The sequence below is a fragment of the Salinispora goodfellowii genome (genome assembly GCF_059570675.1).
The window spans coordinates 16,040-38,211 of sequence record NZ_JCANTD010000037.1; the positions used below are offsets into that span (position 1 = coordinate 16,040).

At 69.8% G+C, this 22,172-nt stretch carries 11 protein-coding genes and 3 pseudogenes; 9 read left to right on the top strand and 5 right to left on the bottom strand.

Features of this window, described 5'->3' with window-relative positions:
* The first annotated feature begins 67 nt into the window (after positions 1–67).
* The 7 genes from T398_RS23280 to T398_RS23310 are packed head-to-tail and all read left to right on the top strand — an operon-like array spanning position 68 to position 10,169.
* On the top strand, positions 68–5,581 hold the full coding sequence (locus T398_RS23280) for an SDR family NAD(P)-dependent oxidoreductase (protein ID WP_496449986.1): 5,514 nt from the start codon (positions 68–70) through the stop codon (positions 5,579–5,581).
* Positions 5,581–5,793, top strand: a complete 213-nt coding sequence (locus tag T398_RS23285; RefSeq protein ID WP_496449988.1) for an MbtH family NRPS accessory protein — start codon at positions 5,581–5,583, stop codon at positions 5,791–5,793. The genes T398_RS23280 and T398_RS23285 overlap by 1 nt, the downstream gene beginning before the upstream one ends.
* Before the next feature lie 20 nt (positions 5,794–5,813).
* Positions 5,814–6,716: an LLM class flavin-dependent oxidoreductase gene (locus T398_RS23290; RefSeq protein ID WP_496449989.1), complete on the top strand. Its 903-nt coding sequence runs from the start codon at positions 5,814–5,816 to the stop codon at positions 6,714–6,716.
* Between the two features lie 10 nt (positions 6,717–6,726).
* The gene (locus T398_RS23295; protein ID WP_496449991.1) at positions 6,727–7,587 is read left to right on the top strand and encodes a thioesterase II family protein; all 861 of its coding nucleotides are present in this window, start codon (positions 6,727–6,729) and stop codon (positions 7,585–7,587) included.
* On the top strand, positions 7,469–8,515 hold the full coding sequence (locus T398_RS23300; protein WP_496450003.1) for an ABC transporter ATP-binding protein: 1,047 nt from the start codon (positions 7,469–7,471) through the stop codon (positions 8,513–8,515). The genes T398_RS23295 and T398_RS23300 overlap by 119 nt, the downstream gene beginning before the upstream one ends.
* A complete protein-coding gene (locus T398_RS23305; protein ID WP_496449993.1) occupies positions 8,512–9,351 on the top strand; it encodes an ABC transporter permease in 840 nt (279 codons plus the stop codon). The genes T398_RS23300 and T398_RS23305 overlap by 4 nt, the downstream gene beginning before the upstream one ends.
* Positions 9,351–10,169, top strand: a complete 819-nt coding sequence (locus T398_RS23310; protein ID WP_496449995.1) for an ABC transporter permease — start codon at positions 9,351–9,353, stop codon at positions 10,167–10,169. Before T398_RS23305 ends, T398_RS23310 begins: the two co-directional genes overlap by 1 nt.
* 52 nt (positions 10,170–10,221) lie before the next feature.
* On the opposite strand, the gene T398_RS23315 is transcribed toward T398_RS23310, so the two are convergent.
* Both T398_RS23315 and T398_RS23320 read right to left on the bottom strand, forming a co-directional pair.
* The gene (locus T398_RS23315; RefSeq protein ID WP_496449996.1) at positions 10,222–15,279 is read right to left on the bottom strand and encodes an amino acid adenylation domain-containing protein; all 5,058 of its coding nucleotides are present in this window, start codon (positions 15,277–15,279) and stop codon (positions 10,222–10,224) included.
* Entirely contained in the window at positions 15,276–16,667 is a 1,392-nt protein-coding gene (locus T398_RS23320) for a condensation domain-containing protein (RefSeq protein ID WP_496449997.1), read from the bottom strand. Before T398_RS23320 ends, T398_RS23315 begins: the two co-directional genes overlap by 4 nt.
* Before the next feature lie 198 nt (positions 16,668–16,865).
* Here T398_RS23320 and T398_RS23325 point away from each other — a divergent pair, with 198 nt between their 5' ends.
* Positions 16,866–19,136, top strand: a complete 2,271-nt coding sequence (locus tag T398_RS23325; protein ID WP_496449999.1) for a lantibiotic dehydratase — start codon at positions 16,866–16,868, stop codon at positions 19,134–19,136.
* Here T398_RS23325 and T398_RS23330 read toward each other — a convergent pair.
* Positions 19,069–19,974 (bottom strand): hypothetical protein, encoded by a 906-nt coding sequence (locus tag T398_RS23330; RefSeq protein WP_496450001.1) that lies wholly within the window; start codon positions 19,972–19,974, stop codon positions 19,069–19,071. The genes T398_RS23325 and T398_RS23330 overlap by 68 nt on opposite strands.
* Positions 19,975–20,076: 102 nt before the next feature.
* Between T398_RS23330 and T398_RS23335 the strand changes: the two are divergent.
* A pseudogene (locus T398_RS23335) lies at positions 20,077–20,190 on the top strand (asparaginase); the annotation flags it as partial.
* A gap of 8 nt (positions 20,191–20,198) precedes the next feature.
* On the opposite strand, the pseudogene T398_RS23340 reads toward T398_RS23335, so the two are convergent.
* Both T398_RS23340 and T398_RS23345 read right to left on the bottom strand, forming a co-directional pair.
* A pseudogene (locus T398_RS23340) lies at positions 20,199–21,733 on the bottom strand (ISL3 family transposase).
* A gap of 99 nt (positions 21,734–21,832) precedes the next feature.
* Positions 21,833–22,172, bottom strand: a pseudogene (locus tag T398_RS23345) (type VII secretion-associated serine protease); the annotation flags it as partial.

The window sequence follows — 22,172 nt, forward strand, 5'->3', positions numbered from 1 at the left end:
TTGGCACGCTCCGGTGTCGGCACTAGCGTCGGTGCCGATCGTCCGTCGCCGAACTCCAGGGGGCACCATGACTGACGAGCTCCGCGACGACCACATTGCGATCGTCGGCATGTCGTGTCGCTTTCCCGGTGCCGCGAACATCGACGACTACTGGCGAAACCTCGCTGCAGGCGTCGAGTCCATCCGGCCCCTCAGCGACGAGGATCTGCTCAGCTCTGGTGTCGCGCCCGAGGTCTTCAATGACCCTTGCTACGTGCGGCACGCTGCCCTGATCGACGACATGGAGGGATTCGACGCCCGCTTTTTCGGCTACACGCCCCGCGAGGCAGAGGTACGTGACCCACAGGGCCGGATGTTTCTCGAGGCCTGCTACGCAGCCATCGAGGACAGCGGGCACGACCTGGCGAGGATCGACGGGCTCGTCGGCGTCTTCGGTGGCCAGGCCAGCAACATGTACGGCGAGCGGTACGTGGGCCGCAACCGGGCCGCCAGGGCAGCGGTCGGTGAGATGGCCATCGAGGTCAGCAATAGCCCCGACTACCTGACCACCACCGTGTCGTACCGGTTGGGCCTGCGTGGCCCGAGCGTGAACGTACAGACCGCGTGTTCCACCGCCCTGGTCGCGGTACACCTGGCTAGCCAGGCGTTGCGTAACGGTGAGTGTGACTACGCCCTCGCCGGAGGGGTCGAGGTGGAGCTGCCGTACCGGGTCGGCTACCGCTGGGTCGAGGGCGGTATCTACACCCGGGACGGCCAGATCCGTGCCTTCGACGCTGCCGCCTCCGGGACGTTGTTCGGTACTGGCGTGGGCGTGGTGGTGCTCAAACGTCTGGGCGACGCACGGCTCGACGGGGACCACATCTATGCCGTCATCCGCGGCTCGGCGGTCAACAACGACGGCGGCGACCGGGCTGGATTTACCGCGCCCGGAGTGGAGGGCCAGGCGCAGCTCATCACCGAGGCATTGGCCGTCGCCGAGGTTCATCCCGACACGATCGGCTACGTCGAGGCGCACGCGACCGGCACCCTGGTGGGTGATCCGATTGAGGTCGCCGGGCTGACCCGGGCGTTCCGCGCCGCGGGCGCGACCGGACGGCAGCTCTGCCCAGTTGGTTCGGTGAAGCCGAACATTGGGCACCTCGGCCCCGCCGCCGGGATGGCCAGCCTGATCAAGGTCTGCCTGGCGATGCGCGAACAGGCGATCCCGCCGAACATTAGCTTCAAGAGCCCCAACCCGAGCCTGCGGCTGGAGGAAAGTCCCTTCTACGTCCCCACCGAGTTGGTCGCCTGGCCTGGGGGCGACCGGCCGCGGCGCGCAGGAATCAGCTCCTTCGGTATCGGCGGCACGAACGCCCATGTGATCCTGGAGGAGACACCGGCGCCGCCCGCCGCGCCCCCGGATGGCCGGCGCTGGCGGGTCCTGCCCCTGTCGACGAAGACCGCAACCGCGCTGGACACCGCGGGACGTCGGCTCGCCGACCACCTGGCCGAGCGCCCCGATCTCGAAATCGCTGACGTCGCGTACACCCTGCAGGTCGGTCGCGCGGCGTTCGCGCACCGACGCGCCATCCTGGCGACATCGACTGCCGAGGCCGTCGTCGCGCTGCGCTCGCCGCATAGGTCGAGCGTTGTGCGCGCCACGGCGTCGGCCCAGCCGCGGCGGACCGTGCTGATGTTTCCCGGCCAGGGCTCGCAGCACGCCGGGATGGGCGCTGACCTCTATCTCACGGAGCCGGTGTTCCGTGACGCCATCGACCGCTGCGCCGAGCTGCTGCTCACACATCTCGATGTCGACCTGCGGGAGGTCCTCTACCCCGCGAGCGGGGTGGACGTCGCCGCCGAGGCCGAGATCCGGCAGACGCGCTACGCCCAGCCGGCCCTGTTCGCCGTGTCATACGCCATGGCCGAACTGCTCACCGCGCACGGGGTCATGGCGGCGGCCGCGATCGGGCACTCGGTCGGCGAATTCGTCGCGGCCCACCTCGCAGGTGTCTTCACCCTGGCTGACGCGCTGGCCGTCGTCGCCGCACGAGGGCGCATGATGCAGGCGATGGCCCCCGGTGAGATGCTCGCTGCCGCCGCGCCCGAGGCGACGGTCCGCTCGCTGCTCCCCGACGGCACGGAGGTGGCAGCGGTCAACAGCCCGGTGCTGACCGTGCTGACCGGTGCCCCGGAGCATATCGAGCAGGCACGCGCCAGACTCACCGCTCGTGGCGTGGCCACCACGGACGTCCGTACCTCGCACGCCTTCCACTCGGCGTTGATGGAACCGTGCCTCGCGGAGTTCCGCGAGGTGGTGGCAGGCGTGTCGAGGAACCGGCCGGCCACGCCGTTCGTCTCCAACCTCAGCGGCACGTGGATCACCGATGAGCAGGCGATGGACCCCGCCTATTGGTCGGAGCACCTGCGCGGCACTGTCCGCTTCGCGGACGGGCTCGTCGCGGTGACCCCGATCGCCGAGGACGTGGTGCTGGTCGAGGCTGGTCCCGGCGACGCGCTGTCGAAGCTTGCCCGGCAGTGTGTGGCCCACCGTGGGGTGCCGATCGTGTCCACCATGCGGCATCCGGCCCGCGCGGTGACCGACGACCAGGCGTTCATCGAGGGGCTCGCCGCGGTATGGGTCGCCGGTGGACCCGTCGCCTGGGAGCCATCGCACTCGGCTGGACGTCGGCGTGTGCCGCTGCCCGCGTACCCGTTCGAGCGGCGCCGCTTCTTCGTCGAACCGGACCCTGGGTACACCGACAGTGACGCCGTGCGGGAGCAACCCGCGGAGGTGGCGTTGCCGGCCGGGCGGTGTGCGTTCGCGCCGGTGTGGCGGGAGGAGCCGCCGGTACGCGAGGGCCGCGCCGACACCGCCACCCACTGGCTGGTGATGGGCGGAAAGCACCCGGTGGTCGACGAACTCGTCGCGGCGCTCGCCGCGGACGGGGCGTTGGTGACCCGGGGCACCGCCGGCACCGGATTCGGTCAGCACGGCGAGGGTCGGTACACCCTTCGCGCAGCCGACACCCACGACCTCGACCGCCTCCTCGACGCGGCCGAGGCCCGAGGACCGGTCACCGACGTGATACACGCCTTCCAGGTCACCGCACCGTCGGACGAGCCGCTGGGGCCCGAGGCGGTCGGAGTGGGCGTCCAGGACGGATTCTTTAGCCTGCTCCATCTCGGGCAGCAGTTGTCACGCCGCAACGGGCCACCGCCACGACTGACTGTGCTCAGCAGCAACCTCCAGGAGGTAGCAGGCGACGAGCGGATCGAGCCGGCAAAGGCGCTGCTCCTCGGGCCGGTGAAGGTGCTGCAACGGGAGTTGGCCGGTGCCGTCTGCCGCAGCGTGGATATTGTGCTGCCGACGACCCTGCCCATCCCGGCGGTTGTCCGCAACCTTGTCGGTGAGCTGGTGACCCACAACGCACCGCAACAGGTGGCCTGGCGGGGACGCCGGCGATGGGTGCTCGACTACCGCACCGCACCGTTGGACCCGGTCGACGAGCCGGCGCATCCGCAGGGGCCCGGCCTGCGCTTCGGTGGGACGTACCTCATCACCGGTGGTCTGGGCGGCATCGGCCTCGCGGTGGCCGCGGACCTGGCCCGTACGGTCCGCGCGAACCTCGTGCTGGTCGGTCGCACGCCACTGCCGCCCCGCGCCGAATGGGCGGTGCTGCTGGCCGACCCGGCAACCGACGCGACGCTGCGCGCCAAGCTGGACCGGCTGCGGGAGGTCGAGGAGGCGGGTGGCACGGTCCTCACGCTCGCCGCCGATGTCGGCGACCCGACGGCGGTGGCAAACATGGTGGCACGGGCCCGTGACCGGTTCGGCCGGATCGACGGGATCTTTCACTCCGCCGGGGTCGCCGGCGGGGGAATGATCGCCGTCCGGGAGGACGCCGAGGCACGTGACGTCCTTACCGCCAAGGTGGACGGGACGCTGAATCTGTTCCACGCGGTGGGCGAGGATGTTGACTTCCTCGTCCTGTTCTCCTCGATCGTAGCGGTGACTGGAGACTTCGGTCTGGTCGACTACTGCGCGGCCAACAACTTTCTCGACTCCTTCGCTCGGTGGGCCGCACAGCGCGGCACCGCGGTGATCTCGATCGGCTGGGGCGGCTGGAGCGAGTTCGGCATGGCGGCGGATACGGACACCGCAGCCCCTGCCGCGTTCCGGCAACTTCAGGTTGGCTTCCGCTCCGAACTGGCGCACCATCCCCTGCTGGACCGGCGTGTCCACGAGCCGGGCAGCGACGTGGTCTTCACAACGCGGCTGGAACCAGGTGGCCACTGGATCAACGCCGAGCATCGGCTCGGCGGCGTGGAACTCGTCGTGGGCACGGCCCTGGTGGAGATGGTTCAGGGCGCCTATCTGGAGGCAGTAGCCGACAACAACCTCCCAGGCGAACTCACCGACGTCGTCTTCCTCGGCCCGGTCGGCGTAACCGCACCAATGGACATCCGAACCGTGCTGCGACCCGACGACGCCGGCTGGACGGCCACCGTGTTCAGCGCCCCACCCGGAGGGCGGACGCCAACCTGGACCGAGCGGATGCGCTGCCGGATCCGGGCGATGGATCGAGAGCCGGCACCGAACCATGACCTCGCGGCTATTAGACAGCGGTGCAGTCGCTACGACGTCAGCGAGGCGGAGCTGTCCGCACCCGACCGTCTGGTCAGTTTCGGGCCCAGATGGTCCAGTCTGAAGAGCACGTCGGTCGGAGTGGGAGAGGAGCTGTCCCGTCTGGACATCGACGAGCGATTCATCGCCGAGTGCGGCCGGTACCACCATCATCCGGCACTGCTGGACCAGGCGCTCAACGATACCCAGTACGGCCCGAACATTCTCGCCCGCGGTGATACCTACCTACCGTTCGGCTACAGCGGGTTGCGGATGCACGAGCCGCTGCCGCCGTCGTTCTGGGCACTGGTCGCCCACCATGACGGCCAGGAGGGCGAAATCACCACCATGTCGGTCCTGCTCATGCACGACGACGGTCAGGAGATCGGCCGGATCAGCGGGTACGCGATGCGCCGGGTCGATCCGGCGGCGATGCGGGCGTCGCTCGCCGGTCCCGCCGCTCCCGAGGTCGGCGACCTGCCCGGTGAGTCCCTGCGTCTTACCACCGGCATCACCGAACAGCTTGGCATCGAGGTGCTGCGCCGGATCGTACGCTGGCAGCCGGAGCCACACCTGGTCGTGTGCCCCGAGGACCTGCACCGGAACCTGCACCGGGTCGAGTCGCTCACCGTCGACCTAGTCGAGCATGGACTCGACGCCGCGTTCCTGAGCGACTCCGTGATCGGCGAGAGACTCTCCGACGTTCCATACGCCCCGCCCGAGGACGACCTACAACGGACGCTGGCGTCGTTCTGGAGCGGGGTTCTCGGGCTCAGCGAAATCGGCGTAGACGACGACTTCTTCGAGCTCGGCGGCAATTCGCTGGTAGCGGTGCAACTGGCCGCGCGGATGCGGGACCAGTTCGGCGTCGATGTGTCGATCGCCAGTCTCTTCGACCACCCCACGATCCGGTCGATCGCCACCCACTTGGACACCGAGTACCGGCTCGGTGTCCAGTCCCAGCTCGCGTGCTGATGGAAGAGAACCGTGCCCGACGAGGAATGAACTATCAGATGGTGCGTAACGGGCAGGATCGGTGTTCGAGCGGGCCGCAGGAGCGTCCCCTGCCGCCCGGCTGGTGGCCGGCGGGCTTCGCCGGCACCAAGGTGAACGGCCTGTCCTTCGTCGATGACCACTGGACCGACCTGCGGCCACGTGACCTGCGCACCTGGTTGGCCGAAGCATGACCGGCGTGGTGCGCGCCCTGATGATCGCTCCACATCAGGATGAGCTTCGCCAGTTACCCGCTCGCATCCGCCTCGCCGAACGGCTCGGCGTCGATGAGATCTGGACCGACCAGCTACCGGACCAGCGGGATGCGACGGTCGTGGCGGCGAATCTCCTGTCCGCCACCCGTCGGGCCCGGGTCGGCACCGCGATCCTGCCCATCCGGCTGCGACACCCGGTCGCGATGGCGCAGGCCGCAGGTACCCTCGCAGAGCTGTCCGGCGGCCGATTCATCCTTGGCATCGGCGCAGGACATCGCATCCTTACCGAGTTCGTGCTCGGTGAGCGGGACCTGTCACCGGTGGGTGCCGTGCGCGAGTACCTCACGATCGTGCGCGGCCTGCTCGACAACGGTACGGTCGTCCACGAGGGCCGCTACTTCACCGCGCGTGCCGAGTACCGGCCACCGCGTCTAACGGTGCCGGTCTACCTCGCGGCGCTCGGGCCGCAGATGATCCGCCTGGCGGCGGCGTACGCCGACGGCATCGTTGTCTACCTGTGCACTCCCGACATCGTCCGGAGCACCCTTGTCCCGCTGCTCAGAAGTGCCTGTGCGGCGGTGGGCAGAGATCCGGACGAGGTGCCGATTATGGCGATAGTCCCGGCGTACAGCGGCCCCGAGACCGCAGATCGGCTCGCCCGCCTACAGGTGAGCATCAATGGCTACCGGCTGCTGCCGGCGTACCGGAAGGTACTGGAGCGCATCGACGGTAGTGGCACGGGTCGGGACCTCGCCGAGCAAATTGCCCTGGTCGGCAGTGCCGGCCAGGTACGGCAAGGGCTTGACCGCTACCGTGCGGCCGGCTGTGTTCCGGTCCCGTCGCCGATGGCGGGAACTGACGAGGATTTCGCACGCACAATCGAGGCGCTCTATGGCCGCTGAGGTGTCCGGTGTGGCCAGCAGCTGGATCCGCTTCGCCCGCCGGGTCCCAAGGGTGCGGATCCGGCTGTTGTGCTTTGCCCACGCCGGTGGCGGCGCGTCGATCTATCGCAGGTGGCCCGCGCAGCTCGCCCGGCATGGCATCGAGACCTGGCCGGTGCAGATACCTGGGCGTGAGGAGCGTGCCGGCGAGCCACCGATCGCTAGCCTGAACGTCCTGACGGATGCCCTGCACGGCGCGCTCGGCGACCACCTGGACTCGGCACCGTACGCCCTGTTCGGGCACAGTGCCGGCGCAGCAGTCGCGTATGCGCTCGCGCTGGCGGCACGCCAGCGCGAATGTCCGCCGCCGCGGTGGCTGGTGGTGTCGGCGTGCCGCCCACCGACCCATCCCGACCCCGATTCACCCATGCACGGGTGGGAACGCTCGCGCCTGGTTCCGAAGCTGATGCGGTACGGCGGGATGCCCGCCGAAATCGCCGGCAACGACGAGCTTTTCGACCTCATCCTACCTACCGTGCGCGCCGACTTCGCACTGTTCGAGAACGCGCGATGGCCCACCGGTCAGCTGCTCGACTGTCCGGTGACCGCGGTCGGCGGAGTTTCCGACCGAATGGTGCCCGCCGGACTGCTGCCCGCCTGGGGCGCGGTGACCCGTGGCCACTTCGAGGTCCAACTGCTGCCCGGCGGGCACTTCCGCCCTCCGCTGGCCGAACGGAAGCTCATGGAGGTGCTTGCCGATGGCCTTGTCAAGAATGTTGCAGCTCGCCCCGGCCCGCGAGGGCCGGGATCAGTGGCCGGAGCGATCTCACCCGAAGACGGACCTGTCGGCGGTCGAGTTGGCGCAGCTCACAAAGATTTACCCGGGCCGTAAGGACGAGAACGGTGCGCCGATCGCGGCGGTCGACGACGTCAGCCTGCGGGTCGGGGCGGGCGAGATCTTCGGGCTACTCGGACCCAACGGTGCCGGCAAGTCCACCACGATCCGGATGATCGCCAGCCTATTGGAGCCGACCAGCGGCACGGTACGCGTCGACGGCCTTGACGTCCAGACCGATCAGATCGAGGTACGTCGACGGCTGGGTGTCGTGCTCGGCGGCGAGCGCAGCGTCTACTGGAAGCTGACCGCACGGCAAAACCTCGAGTACTTCGCCGCCCTGCACGGCGCGTCGCGGCGGCGCTCGCGGACGCGCATCGACGAGGTGCTGGAGCAGATGGACCTGCTAGCCCGCGCGGATGACTATGTGGAATCCTACTCGACCGGCATGCGGCAGCGACTAGTGATCGCGCGGGCCCTGCTCGGGCGGCCCACAGTCCTGTTGCTCGACGAGCCGACGACCGGGCTGGACCCGCACGCCGCCACCGCAGTGCACGAACACATCCGGCAGCTGAAGGCATCCGGTCATACGATCATCCTCACCACGCACTACATGGAGGAAGCCGACGTGCTCTCCGACCGGCTGGGCATCATCGACGGCGGACGGCTGATCGCGGAAGGCACCTCGGTGCGGCTCAAGTCCGAGGTCGGGATCGCGCAGGTGCTGCACGCGCGACTTCGGTTGCGCCATGCCGAACGCCTCGATGCGCTGCTCGCCGACCTCGGGGCCAAGGCCGAGGTCGAGTCCATCGCCGCCGACGACGGACTCGACCTGACGGTGCGGAGCAAACTCGGCGACGACCTCGTGCCCTGGCTGATCGTGACCGCCGGCCACCATGACGCGGCGGTGCTGCGGGTGGAAAGTGAGCCGGTCAGCCTCAAGGATGTCTTCCTCACCCTGACCGGCAAGGAGCTGCGCGAATGAGCCGGGTGGCCCATGAGGCGGTGGCGTTCGGGGCCGTGGTCCGAAAGGAATGGCTGGTGCTCTGGCGCTACCCGGTGAATCTCGTCGTCACGCTCGGTATGGCGGTCCTGCTGCCAGCGGCGTACGTGGCCCAAGCGTACGGCTTCGCCGGACACAGCCAACAGGCCGTCGACGCGTTCAGCCAACGGTCGGGCACGCCAGAGCTGGCTGGGTTCATCTATCTGGGCTGGGCCGTATTCATGTGGATCTCGATGATGCTCTGGGGGCCGGGGATGACGCTGCGCGAGCAGCAGATGCAGGGTTCACTCGAGGCGGTCTTTCTCACCCCGGTGTCCCGGTTCGCCCTGCTATTCGGTCCGGCGGCGGCCCACATGGCGCCGGCGGTGATGGTCTTCGCTGTCGTCGGGCTGATGCTGCGGTTCGTGTTCGGTGTCCCGATCAGCTGGGGCAACCTGGTCGGTGGGCTGCTGGTGGTCGCCGCCTCCGTGCCTGTGCTCTTCGCGCTCGGCGCAATCTTCGCTGTTTCCGTGCTTCGCTTCCGGGACGCCGAGGGCATTTCCGGCGCGCTGCAGGGCCTGGTGACGGTGCTGTGTGGGATCACTTATCCGATTGCTGTGCTGCCCGGCTGGCTACAGCCGATCAGCGAGGCGTTGCCGCCGACCCAGGTTCTTGTTGCCCTCCGTGCGGCGGTGCTCCAACCGGTCGGACCCGAGGGCACCCTGCACCGGGTCGTCGTCCTGCTCCTAGCCGGTGTCGTCGTTGGCGCCGCCGCGATCCTCCTCCTCGGGCGCTCGCTACGCAGCGCGCAGCAGACCGGAAGATTGGGCCAGTATTGATGTCCGCCGTTTCCGCGATAATCCTGCGCGACCTGCGGATCGCGCGTCGCTATCCGCTGAGCATGATCAACCTAGTCCTGCTCACCCCGCTGTATCAGATGGCGATCCCGACGCTGCTGCTCGGTACCGCTTTCCTCGTCCAGGGCAACGCGGTGGGGCTGGGCCAGTTCGTCGGGACCACCGATTTGGCCGGATGGCTCGGCCTCGGCGTCCTTGTCGCCTCGCTCATTGTCGGCGTGATGTGGACGGTTGCCGGTGACCTGATGTCCGACCGGATGACCGGGGTATTGGAGCACTCCTGGGCGACCCCGGCTCGGCGCGAGTCTTTCGTCCTCGGCGCGGCCGGCACTAGCTTCATCTTTACGCTGGCGGCTAGCAGTTTATTAGTCCTTTTCGGAGTGCTGGTGCTCGATGCTCGGTATGCGCCGAGTGGCCTGCTGCTCGCCGCGCCCGTCCTCGGGGTGACCCTGGTCGGGATCATCGGCTTCGGTCATCTCGCCGCCGCCGGTATCCTGTCGCTGCGCAAGTCCAGTGCCCTGTTGGACACCGCCGGCTACCTGCTCTCCGCCCTGTCCGGTGTGTCCTTTCCGCTGGCTGTCCTCCCGACGCCGTTGCGCGAGATCACCTACCTGTTGCCGACGGCATGGGGGCTGGACGTGATGCGTCACCTCACGCTCGGCACCGAGACGATGCTCCCGCTGCCGCAAGCCTGCGTCGCGCTGGTGGTCACCTCGGTCGGGGTGTTCACCCTCGGCCGGATGCTGTTCCTCCGGGCCGAGCGGGCGCTGCGGACTGCGGGCACCCTGGCTCAGTTCTGACCGGCCTTCGGTCACGTCGGCGCTGGTGCCGGCGTGACCGCGGCTCATCGGGTTAACGGCCGGTTCGGCGAGGTAGCCGGGGGAGGACCGTGAGTGCCTCGCGGGCGGCAAGGCGGCGATCCCGTTCGGCGCCCGGGTCGTGCCGGGATCGGGATCTGCCCCGAGCGATCGCGGGCCGTTCGGGATCGTCGTGGCCGCCGGCGGCGGCGAGGCGGCGCGCCAGCGCCCGCACGTTGGGGTACTCGTAGAGCGTGAGCAGTGCTACGCCCGGGTCGATCTGCCGGCGGATGGCCGCGTGCAAGGCGATGACCTGGAGTGAGTTCGCGCCAAGATCGAAGAAGTTGTCGGTGGGACCGATCCGGTTGATGCCGAGGACCGCGGCGCAGACGTTCGCCAGCTGCCGCTCCGCCGGTGACAGCGGCTGCGCCGGGGACGCCTCGGTGACGCCGGCATCGGGCCGTTCGGGTATGGAACGAACGAGCGCGGCCCGGTCGACCTTGCCGTTCGGGCCCAGCGGAAGGCTGCCCACGACGATGACGTGCGCCGGCACGGCGGCCCGGGGCAGCTCCTGTCCCACGAGTTCCCGGATCTGGGTGGGCAGCAGGACGTTACCTGGCCGTGGCACGACGAAGGTGACCAACTCGGTGGTGATGGGACCGTCACGGGTGACCGTGACCACCGCAGAAATCCGCTCGTGACCGCGTACCACCCGGTCGATCTCGGCGGGGGAGACTCGGTGCCCTCGTATCTTGACCAGGTCACCGGAGCGGCCCAGCCACTCGACGGATCCGTCGGTGCGGTACCTGCCGCGGTCACCGGTGTGAAAGCGCTGGACACCGGGGACGTCATCGGCGCCGAACCGGGCCCGCTCTGCGGTGTCGCCGAGATAGCCGGAGAGCAGGTGTCGGCTCCGGACGACGATGTCGCCCGGTTCACCGACGCCGCACCGCGCACCCTGGTCGTCCACGACGAGAAGCTGTGTGCCCGGCAGGCCGCGCCCGATCGACACCGGCTGCGGCGGGTCGAGGACGGCGTACGAGGCCAGCTGCGGTGTCTCGGTGGTGCCGTATCCGTTGACCACCGTGGCGTGCGGCGCGGCCCGGCGCAGTTCCGCCACCAGGGCCGGAGGGACCTCGTCACCGGCCAGGCAGACCAGCCGTAGCGCGGGCAGACCGCCCGGTGGCAGGGCATCGAGGATGAGCCGAGCCAGCAGCGGCGTGAGGTGGACGACCGTGATCGCCTCGCGCCCCAGCCAGTCCGCGAGCAGGTTCGGTGCGAGGTGGGTTCGCTCGTCGGGCACGTGCAGGGCGCCGCCGGTCCACAACGGTGCCAGTAGGTCCCGAAAGACCGGATCGTGCCCGAGGCCGGACAGCAGGGCGAAGCGGTCGTCGGGTCCGAGCGCGAACCGGTCGGCATACCAGCCGAGAAACGTCCACACCGGATCGAGGCGACCGGAGACCGCGATTGGGGTGCCGGTGGTGCCGGAGGTGAAGGCGACGTAGTCGGCCGCATTGAGCACCTCGTCGTGGCCGGCGTGTCCGGTCTGCCCCTTTAGCGTTGACGCCACCCGTCCGTCCGGGCCGACGTCGACCACGGGGCCGGTCCAGTTCAGTGTCGCGGGCACCGTGCCGGCTGCCGGCCCCGCCGGTACCACGAGGCACCGCACCGCCGAACGGACCAGTTGTTCGCGCTGGCGACGAGTCGGGTGGCGCGGGTCGAGCACGACAAGTCGCCCGCCGGCACGCAGCACCGCCAGCACGCTGACGACGAAGTCGGCGGTGCGGCGACCATGCACCGCGACGGTGCGGCCCGGCGCGACGCCAGCGTGGCGTAGTGCGCCGGCCGCGTCCCGGACCCGCCGGTCGACGGTATACCAGTCGCAGTCGATGGCTGGGTCGCGCAACGCCGTCCTGCCGGCGTGCCGACGCAGCATCGTGGCGATCCGGCGGGCCGGCCGCACGTGCTTCCGGGCGGTTAGCGGGTCAGCGGGATCCGGCAATCGCCCGGTTGGGAACCGGTGCTGCCGAACAGGGCGGGCCGGTGCGGACGACGCCGCCGTGAGCAGCGTGTGGTACTGATCCAGCAGCTCGACGGCACCGGCCGCGTCATGACGGCCGTCGTGTACGAGCTCAACGGTGATGCCGTCGACATGCTCGGTGACGTAGACGTTCACCTCGAACGGCGCACCCGGCGCCGGGGGGACGCGCAGCGCCGTCCGCAGGCCGTCCATGCGGGGCGGCTCGTCCGGCGGACCGAAATGGTTGAACCACACTCGGAAGGGCGGCCCGGCGCCCTCGGCAGGCCTGGCCGAGTGGGCGAACGGACCGGTCCGCCGGGTTGTGGCGGTCCCGATCTCCCGGTGTGCGCGGGTGGCCAGCTCGGTCAGGCCCGGCATGCCCGTGGTGTCGATCCGGGTAACCAACGTGTCGATGAAGAAACCGATCAGTCCGAGGGCGGCCGGATGGTCCCGCCGGCTGACCGGGAAGCCGATGCGCGGCGCCGGATCACCGCTCCAGCGCGCGACCAGTTCGGCCATCGCGGCGAGCATCGTGGCGAAAACGGTGGTGCCAGCATCCCGTGCGACCCGGCGGAGCGCTCGTGTCTGCCCGGCGTCGAGACGCACCTGGTGCCGGAGGGTGCGATCATGTCCCGTCGGCGACTGCGACGCCGGCCAAAGCAGCGGTGGGGCGGCCGTACTCCCCAGGTGGCTGCGCCAGTAGTCGGCGTTGTTCGCGGCCTCCGAAGGGGAGATCCGGCGCCAGTGGACGAGGTCGCCGTACGTGGTGTCGGGCGCCTCGCGCACCACCGGCTCCCCATGCATCGCGCGGTCGTAAGCCGCGCCCAGTTCTTCGAGCATGACCCGGATCGAGGCACCGTCAGTGGCGATGTGGTGCACCGCGAGTACGAGTCGGTGACGCCCTTCCCGTTCGCTCAGCAGTAGGCAGCGTACCGGTGGCTCACGGTCGAGCCGGAAGGGACGGCGCAGGCAGTCGTCGACGATCTGGTCTCCGTCGCCAGGTCCGGCCACCACCCGTACGGGCAGCGCCACCGGCGCCGGCGCGAGTACGGCCAGCGTCGGCTCGCCGCCCTCCAGCCGGATCACCGACCGCAGCGGCTCGTGCCGCGTCACGACAGCGGTGATGGCCGCACCCAACGCGGTGACGTCGAGGTGACCCTCCAGCAGGATCTCCGTCGGCACCGTGTAGGTCGGATCGTCCGGGTAGAGCACGCTGTGGAGCCAGAGTGTGCGCTGGCCGTCACTGAGTGGGTGCCGGTCCGCGTCGGGGCGGCGCGGCACGGACCAACCGGACCTTTTGACCTGTGCCAGCGCGTGCGCCAGCCCTGCCGGTGTGGGGTCGCGGTGCACAGCTGCGATGTCGAGCGGGGCACCGGCGATAGCGCCGAGTCGTACCGCGAGCCGCGCCAACGCCACCGAGTCACCTCCGGAGGCGAAGAAGTTGTCGCCGAGGGTGGCGGGTGCCCGGCCGAGCACCGCCCGCCACTGCGTGTCGACGGTCCTGGCCGCCGGGCCGTCGTCGACGATGCCTGCAGTTGGCGCGGCGCTCGCGTCAGAGTCCGCGGCTGCCAGTTCGGCCAGGGCCCGCCGGTCCACCTTGCCGTTGGGATTCAGCGGCAGCGCCTGGTGCCGCAGTAGCCGGGCCGGGACCGCCTCCGGGGTGAGGCGTTCCCGCGCGTAGGCCCACACCTCGTCGTCAGCGAGCGTCTCGTCCTTGACGACAAGGTGCCCGTACAGGACGGTTCCCACCTCGGTGGTGATGACGGTGGCGCAGGCGAGCGCCACTTCGGGGTGAGCGGCGAGGACCGCCGCCACCTCGTCGAGGTTGATCCGGGTGCCGCGCACCTTCTGTTGGTCGTCGATCCTACCCAAGTAGTGCAGGGAGCCGTCCTCGTCCCGCCGGACGAGATCGCCGGTGCGCAGGGCACGTTGGCCGTACCGGTGCGGATGGGGTACGAACCGTTCCGCGGTGTGCGCGGGGCTGCGCAGGTAGCCGCGACCGATCCCCTGGCCGGCGAGGTACAACTCGCCGACACCCGTGCGCCGTACGGCACCGGTCGCCGGGTCGGCCATGAACGCCTCCGTGCCCGAATGCACCACTCCCAGCGGCATCGGCCCGCCGAAGTGCTCGACGTCCGGCGGACCGTGGTGGATCAGGTTGTCGATGGTCGTCTCGACGAGTCCGTAGGTGTTGATGATGGAGGCGTTGGGAAACGCCGCGCTGACCCGCGAGAAGTCGACCGCCCGCCACGGTTCACCGCCGACCGCGACGGTCCGCAGACCCGCCAACGCCTGCCCGGTGGCGGCAAGGTACTCCACCAGCAGGAACAGCAGTGACGGGGTGAACTCGGCCATTGCCACGCGGTGGTGCTCGATCAGGCCGGCCAGGCGCGCCGGGGCAAGTCCCGCCTTCGGTGGCGCGATGATCAGCGTTCCTCCGGAGAACAGGCAACGCCCGAGGTCCAAGACGAACACATCGAATCCGAAGCCGGCGAGTTGCAGATGGGCCATTGGACGGTCGACTAGGTCGTACGCCTCGAGCCACCCGAGGGCGCACCGGGCCAACGCCTCGTGGCTGATCCCTACCGGTTTCGGCTGGCTGGTCGACCCCGAGGTATGCACGACGTACGCCAGCGCCAGCGGGTGCGGCCGGACCGGGGCCATTGCGGGAGACCCATCGGTGCGTGCGTCTGTCCGTAACACCCGGATGCTGCCCGCGTCGAGTACCCGGGCGTCAAGTTCCGGTGCCGCGATCACGATGTCCGGCCGGCCCGACTCGACGAGATACCGCAGCCGCTCGGTCGGGTTGACCGGATCCAACGGCAGGAAGGCGACGCCCGCGTGCAGCACGGCGAGTACCCAGGCGACCGTGTCGGCCGCCCGGTGTGCGGCGATTCCCACCACCGTCTCCGGGCCCACCCCCTGCTGCTGGAGCCAGCCGGCTCGGGCGGACACCAGGCTGGCCAGGGCCGCGTAGCTGTATGTGCCATCCGGGCCCGTCACGGCGGTGGCCTCCGGCCAGCGCGCCGCACGGACGGCGAACTCCTCCGCGAAGGGACGAACGTCGTCCCATCCGGTTGTCGAGGAGCTCATAGGCGGGCGGCGCCGACCGCGACCGGACGCACGGCGGCAGTGGCGACCATGGCTCGCCACTGCGTCATCGAGGATCGCCGCCAATCCAGGTCGGCGAGGGCCACGAGCGCGTCGTGCCAGCGATTCAGCAGGGTCTGCGCCATACCGGCGCGGGACCGGGTGCAGATCGCACCGAGCCTGATCAGCGGCCGCGAGCCGTCCGCTCGTGGTGGTGGCGCCTCCAGGAGGAACAGGTCGATGTCGGCCCCGGTTGGGCATACCGAGACCGCCGACCGCTGTCCGGAGACCGGACCGCGTTGCGCGGTGGTCTGCGCGCCGCCGCTAAGCTGGCTGGGCAGGTAGAGCAGGGAGACCGACACCCCGCCATCCGGGACCGGCTGGCCCGCGTCCCGCAGCCGGTCAAGCGGCAGCCATTGGTCGCCGAGCACGTCAAAGATCTCACTGCGCAGGGCACGCAGGTAGTCATCGACCTGGCCGCGCGGTGCCGGCAGCACCACGGCCACGTCGGTGGAGAGCCACCCCACGACCTGCTGTTCCGCGCCTGGGGTGCGGGCGGCGAAGGTCGAGGTGACCGTGACCGGTCGAGTCGGCTCGCAGGGCAGGGCCGCGACCACGCCGGCCAGTCCTGCGGCGAGCGTCGAGCCGGCGGCCGCGCGGATCCGTTCCCGTAAGCGCAGCACCACCGCGTCAGGCAGGTCGACGGACTGCTCGGTGAGGGCATCGTTGCCCTGGTCGTCGGCATCAGCGGCTGGGGCGTTCCAAGGCAGGCGATCGGTGCTGCCCGCCAGCCGGGCGCGCCGGCGGGCCAGCGCGACCTCGCCCGCGGGGCCCTGCTCCCACCGGGCTCGGTTGCGACGCACCGCCGGGTAGGCGTCATCCGTGGGCGGCCCGACGGGGCGGGTCCCAGCTAACGCGTGTCTGACCAGGTCATCCTGGATGAGGTTGGCCGACCACGCGTCGGCAGCCAGCGGATCGGCCGAGATGACCAGCAGATGCCGACGAGGCTCGGCGGTGAGCAGGAGGGCGCGCAGCAGTGGGGTAGCGCCGACCGCGAATGGCTGCCTGCTCTCCTGTGCCGCCGCGTCGTGCGCGGCCTGCCAACGCCGTGCCGGCGTTGACTCCGACAGCACCCGGTGCACCAGGGGGACCGGCCTGGCGGGCGCGATCTCGTGGTAGGGCACCGCGGGTGAGAAGACTCCGCGCAGCGCGGGCCGGGTGGCGACCACCCGGTCGAGGGCCTGTCGGAGTACGTCCACCCGAAGCGGCCCGGTGATATCGACTGCGGTCGTCACGCAGTGCGCGAGGTGACCGGCCTGCCCGGCCACGATCGCCGCGAGACGGGCACGTTGACCGTGGCTGTTCGGCAGGCGCTCAGTTGGTTCGGCCAAGGAGTCCCCCCATCCGGATCCTGCGCAGCGTCCACGCGACCACGCAAGCCCGACGCTAGCCAGCGATGCCGGGACCGCGCATCCGCCTTGTGATTGTCCATTTGAGACGTCAAGCAGAAGCACGACACATGGTTGGCTTCGCTTGACTCGGATTACCGGACTCGATGTGCCGCGACCGGCGGGCCAGACTGTTCCGGGATGGACGCTGACAACGATCGCTGCCCGCTCGGTGCGGGCGGCTGGCTGCTGTGGCGGCACGTGGTGGTCCGTAGCGCCGGGTTTCCTTTCGCCCGGCTCACTGACGCCCTCGGTGACCCCGTGACGGCCGATCCGGAACCTACCGACGAGGCCTGGCGCGACGCGGTCGCGCGTACCGTCACCCGGGCACTCCCGCTGGCCGCCGATCCCGGGATCAGAATGGCCCTGTGGTGGCAGAACCCGGCGATCGACGAGGTGGTCGTACGCTGGCTTGAGCGGCACGCGGACACCCCTGCCGAGCGTCCGCAGGCCCGCCGCCGGCACGAGACGACGCTGACCAAGTACCTCCAGCGTTACCACGCCAAGAACGACTCCGTCGGATTCTTCGGTCCGGTCAGCTGGGCCACGATCGACCACACTAACGACAGCCCACCAATCTCCGCGGTGCCCGGTGGCGCGCTGACCCGGCGCCAGCTCGTCCGATTCGAGGACTGGGCGGTGCACGCGCTCGGTGAGGCTTTCGCCGCTGACCCGGAGATTGCCTGGTGGCTGCCGCCCGCGCTGCGACTCGACGTGGGCCGGGTCGGCGGATACCTGACCCGGGCCGGCGAACGACCGTACCGCCTCACGGGCGACGAGCGTCGCGTCGTCGATCTCGTGGACGGATCGCGCGACCCCGACGACATCGCCCGTGCCGCGGGGTTGTCCCCGCGGCGCACCGCCGCGGTTCTCCGCGATCTGGTGGACGCGGGCCTGCTGACTTGGTCGTTCGACGTTCCCCTCGCCCTCGACGCGGAGCAGGCCCTGAGCCGGCAACTGGCCGCGTTGCCGCCGGGACCGGCGACCCGTCAGGCTTGCGAGGCCCTGCGTCGGCTCCGCGCCGCCCGCGACGATGTCGCCGCCTCGACCAGCCCGGTCGGGCTGGCCCCCGCGCTGGCCAGGCTGGACCGCTTGTTCACGGAGGTGACCGGGGCCGCACCGACCCGGTCGCGCAACGTCGCGCCACGCGGCCGTCGCCTGCTGGTCTCCCAGCACGAACGCGACGTACGGGTCACCCTCGGCCGGCCGGTGGTCGACGCGCTCGCCGAACCCCTCGCGTTGGTGCTGGCCGCCGCGCGTTGGCTGGCCTGGCGAGCCGCTGAGCACTTCAACGATCTCGCCCGCGCCGGGCACCGGGCGCTGGCACCGCTGTTCCCCGGCGGCCACGTCGCACTCGACGTGCTGTGTCAGCGGCTGATCCCGGCAGTCAGGCCCGAGGTGCTCGCGGACGCCGTCGCGGAAATGCAGGAGCGCTGGGGTCGGGTACTGGCCGTCGACCCGTCGGCCAGCCGGGAACACCGCGCCGCGCGTGACCTCAGCGCGACGGTCGGCAAACTCTTCGCCGCACCGCCCGCCCCCTGGCACAGCGGTCGTCATCACAGCCCGGACATGATGATCGCCGCCGCGAATCCGGAGGCGGTGGCGGCCGGGGAGTACGAGCTGGTCCTCGGAGAGCTGCACGTCGGTCTGGTGACAGCTGACGATTCGGCGTTCAACACCTTCGCGCCGGACCCGGATCTGGTTCGGCGGGCCTCCGACGCGGCGCTGGCCGCAAGCCAGCCGCGCTTCGTCCCGCTGCATCCCCGTACCGGTGACGAGTTGTCCGGCTTCAACTATCCGCCGCCCGAGGCGTTCTCCCCGGCCTACCACTACCTGTCCTTTGGCGAGCGGGTCGGCGAGCGGCCGGTGCCGGCCGGACGCCGGATCAAGGCGGACGCCGTGTCGGTCCACAACGAGGGTGGCGACCTGGTCGCGGTGCTGCCGGACGGTAGTCGGCACGGCCTGACGCACGTGCTTGGCGAGTACGTGTCGTACCTGGTCTCCAGCCAGTTTCGGCTCATGGCGCCGACGCAGCACACCCCCCGGATCACGATTGACCGACTGGTGGTGACCCGGGAGACCTGGCGGGTACCGGTTTCCGCGTTCGCTGCGGCCACCATAGTCGCCGGCACGGACGAAGCGGGCGCGTTCCGGGCGGTTCGCCGCCTCGCGACCGACTGCGGCATCGCACGGCACACGTTCTGGCGGACGACCGATCCGATGAAGCCTATCTATCTCGACCTGTGTAGTCCGTTGCTGGTCGCGCTGCTGCTGCGCGTACTGCGGGGCGCCGAGGGGATGGTGACCTTCACCGAGATGTATCCCGGACCGGACGAGTTGTGGCTTACCGATGCCGACGGCGAGCGCTACACGAGCGAACTCCGGTTGACCGTCGCCGAACCGGCGCGATGAACCTCTCCACCGAACCGCACGGCGGCCGCGCCCCGCCCCCCACCGATGGCGGGCGAGAGGTGATGGGGCAGGGTTCGATGGGAGGCGGAGTCTCTACGCGAGTTGGTGCAGCGTCACCTCTGCTGATCTTGGTTGTTTGGGCTGATAGGGGGTCTTGTTGCGGGTGCAGGCCAGAGGACGTTGAGGCGTGGTCTGGACAGGGCGGCGGTGGCTTGGCGTCGCGGTAGCGGCGTAGTAGTCGGTTTCGTAGATGGCTGTCGCCACCGGTGATTAGGTCGGCCAAGATGGCGTCCTTGTCCCGAGCGGGCAGCCCGACGACCCAGGTGCATAGTTGCGTGGCGGTCGGTTCGCCGGAGCCGGCCGGCGTCGGCCCAGCGGCCGCAGCCGCGATCAGGTCGGGGTCGATGCAGAGGAACTCGGCGACGGCGGTGAGAGCCGCGTCGAGGGTGTCCAGCCTGGCGGGGACGGGCGTTCGGGCTCGTCGTCGGCGCCGTCCTCGTCCTCGTCGTGGAGGGTCGATGATGACGTGCGTGCCGGCAGTCCAGGCGCAGGCGCTGTCGCCTTGGCAGTACTGCGCGGCGGTGGCGGGGTCGAGCACGTGTTTCGGTAGTCGCAGCATGAGCTGGTGGGTGCCCCAGTTCGCCAGGTATAGGTGCGCGTCGAAGTACCGTTCCCTCAGCGTGCGCGGGTTGCCCCTGAAGTTGCCCCACTCGTAGGTGTTGACGAAACTGGTGGCAGTGATGTCGGCTCGGGTGGACAGCGACCGCAGCTCGGCCCGCTCCCGGCCGGTGAGGGGTCGGTCGACGGCGGTGAATTCGTAGTACTGGTACTCGCTCATCGTGGTCTACCTTCTGGCCCAGTGCCGGTAGGCGTCGATCCACGCGGCACCGGCCAGCATAGGGGTGGGTAGCGGCAGGTCGAGAAGGCCGACCCGTTGCCGGTGGCGGCCTCGGGCACCGACACCATCGAGGAGACCGCCTACCTGCTCGACCTACTGCACAGCGACGACAGGTCTGTCATCCGAAGGCCCTGTCTCACTTTCGGTGGTGACGGAGGGTGTTGCTATGCGAGGAGGATGCGGTGGCGGAGCAGGGTGAAGCCTGCTCGTCCGTGCATTTGGCGTGCGATCCGTTTGGTCTTGGTGTTGACGCCTTCGGTGGGGCCGTTGCTGTAGGGAAGCGTGAGCGCGGCGTTCACGGCGTCGCGGTCGCGTTCCAGGCCTCGGGTGAAGGCGTGCAGATGAGGTAGGTCGACCGCGCGGACCTGGACGATCCAGAGCGAGAGCCGGTCGGCGTTTCCCGGCTGTGGCGTCAGGAGTGCGGCGAAGCGTCCGACAGCGGCGGCGAGTTGCGTCATCTCTGGGCAGGCGGCGGTGAGCCGTGCCAGGAGATCACGGTGCTCGGGTTTGAGGTTGCCGGGCCTGGTGAGGATCATCCGGGCGAGCCGGCGCGGGGAGATGTGGCTGCGGTCTGCGTCGGCGCGGCCCTGGTTGATGTACTTGTGCAGCAGGTTCAGACAGCCGGTGAACCCGAGTGCCTTGATCTCTTCGAAGAGGTGCTTGACGCCGACGCCGGGGTCCTCGGCTCGACGTTTGCGCAGGTGTTCACGGTAGGGGTCGACGAGGCCGGCACGGTATTGGGGACGCGGAGCATCCGCTCGGGTCGGTCGGCTCGCGCGTAGCGTTTGACGGTGTTCAGAGCCAACTGCAGGCGACGGGCGCATTCGAGTAGGCCGACGCCCTGATCGAGCAGGTCATGGACCTGATGCCAGCGTTCCAGGGTCGTCTGCGCGCGGGGCCCGTCGTAGATGGGCGCGTCCAGTACGGTCGCCCAGCAGGAGCTGTGCGCCTTCACCTCGCTCAAGGTCGCTTCGCAGAGGTTGTGCCACAGATGCCACCTGTCCGCAACCTGCACCGCATCGGGCACCGCACGGCGGATGGCCTCGGCGTAGGTAGCCGAGCCGTCGCGGCACACCACCTCGACGCCGGGATGCTCACGCAGCCACGCTTCGAGGGTGTCGGCGGTGCGGTCGGGCAGCACCTCAATCCGCTCATGGGTCTCGGCGTCGATCACCACGGTGGCATAGCGGTCCCGCCTGCGCAGAGCAAAATCGTCAACGCCGATCACCCGCGGCGTCCGCCCGGTGGGCAACGGGATGCGCAGCAGGGCGCGCAGGGCGGTGTGACGGGACAGGCCCATGGCCAGTATCGCCAGCAAACGCGACCCTGCCCGACCCGCTAACTCCTTGACGACGGCTTTGACCTGCCTGTTCAAACGGACAGTGCGGCGTTGGTATCGCTCCAGCACCCCGGGAACCTGCTCGCGGAAGGTGTGGTGGCAGCCGCGCGTGGGGCACACCAGACGCCGCACCCGCACACGGACCACCACCCGCCGCCCGTCGACCGGAACATCGGCCACCGTCCGCCAGTGATAGCCGTGAACCCGTCCCGACGAGGCCGCGCACACCGGGCAGACCGCAGTGTCACGCGGCGTCCGGGCCCGCACCACGATCCGCTCACCCTCGTCGACCACGTCCTCGATGACCAGCGGGGACAGCCCCGAGAACACCGCCTGCACAAGCCTATTGACGTCCTCCACAGAGGAGACAACGACCCCTGCGACCCTCCGTCACCACCGAATGTGAGACAGGGCCGTTAATTTGACAAACCCCGGCTTGGGGTGTGGCCTTGGGCGTGGTTAGTTGGGGCGTTGCCAGTGGGTGTGGTCGGTGGGGTCGGTCGGTGGTGGTGTGGTGGGTGGTGTCCGGGGGGTGGTGTGGGTTGTGGGTGTGGTGGCGGCTCGTCGGCGGCGGTGTAGGAGGAGTAGTGCGGTGACTGTGATGAGGCCGAGGCCGAGGACCATGATTGCGATGATAAGGGCGGGTTGGAGGTTGTTGTTTGTGGGTTCTGACTCGCGGGCGCGGAGGAGGGCTGGGTCGCTTGGGGGTGGTGGGCGGGGAGATTGGGTTTGGGCGGTGCGGCCGTCTGGTTCGCCGGTGAGGGCGGCGCGTAGGTCGAGTGTGCCCCAGCCGTATTCG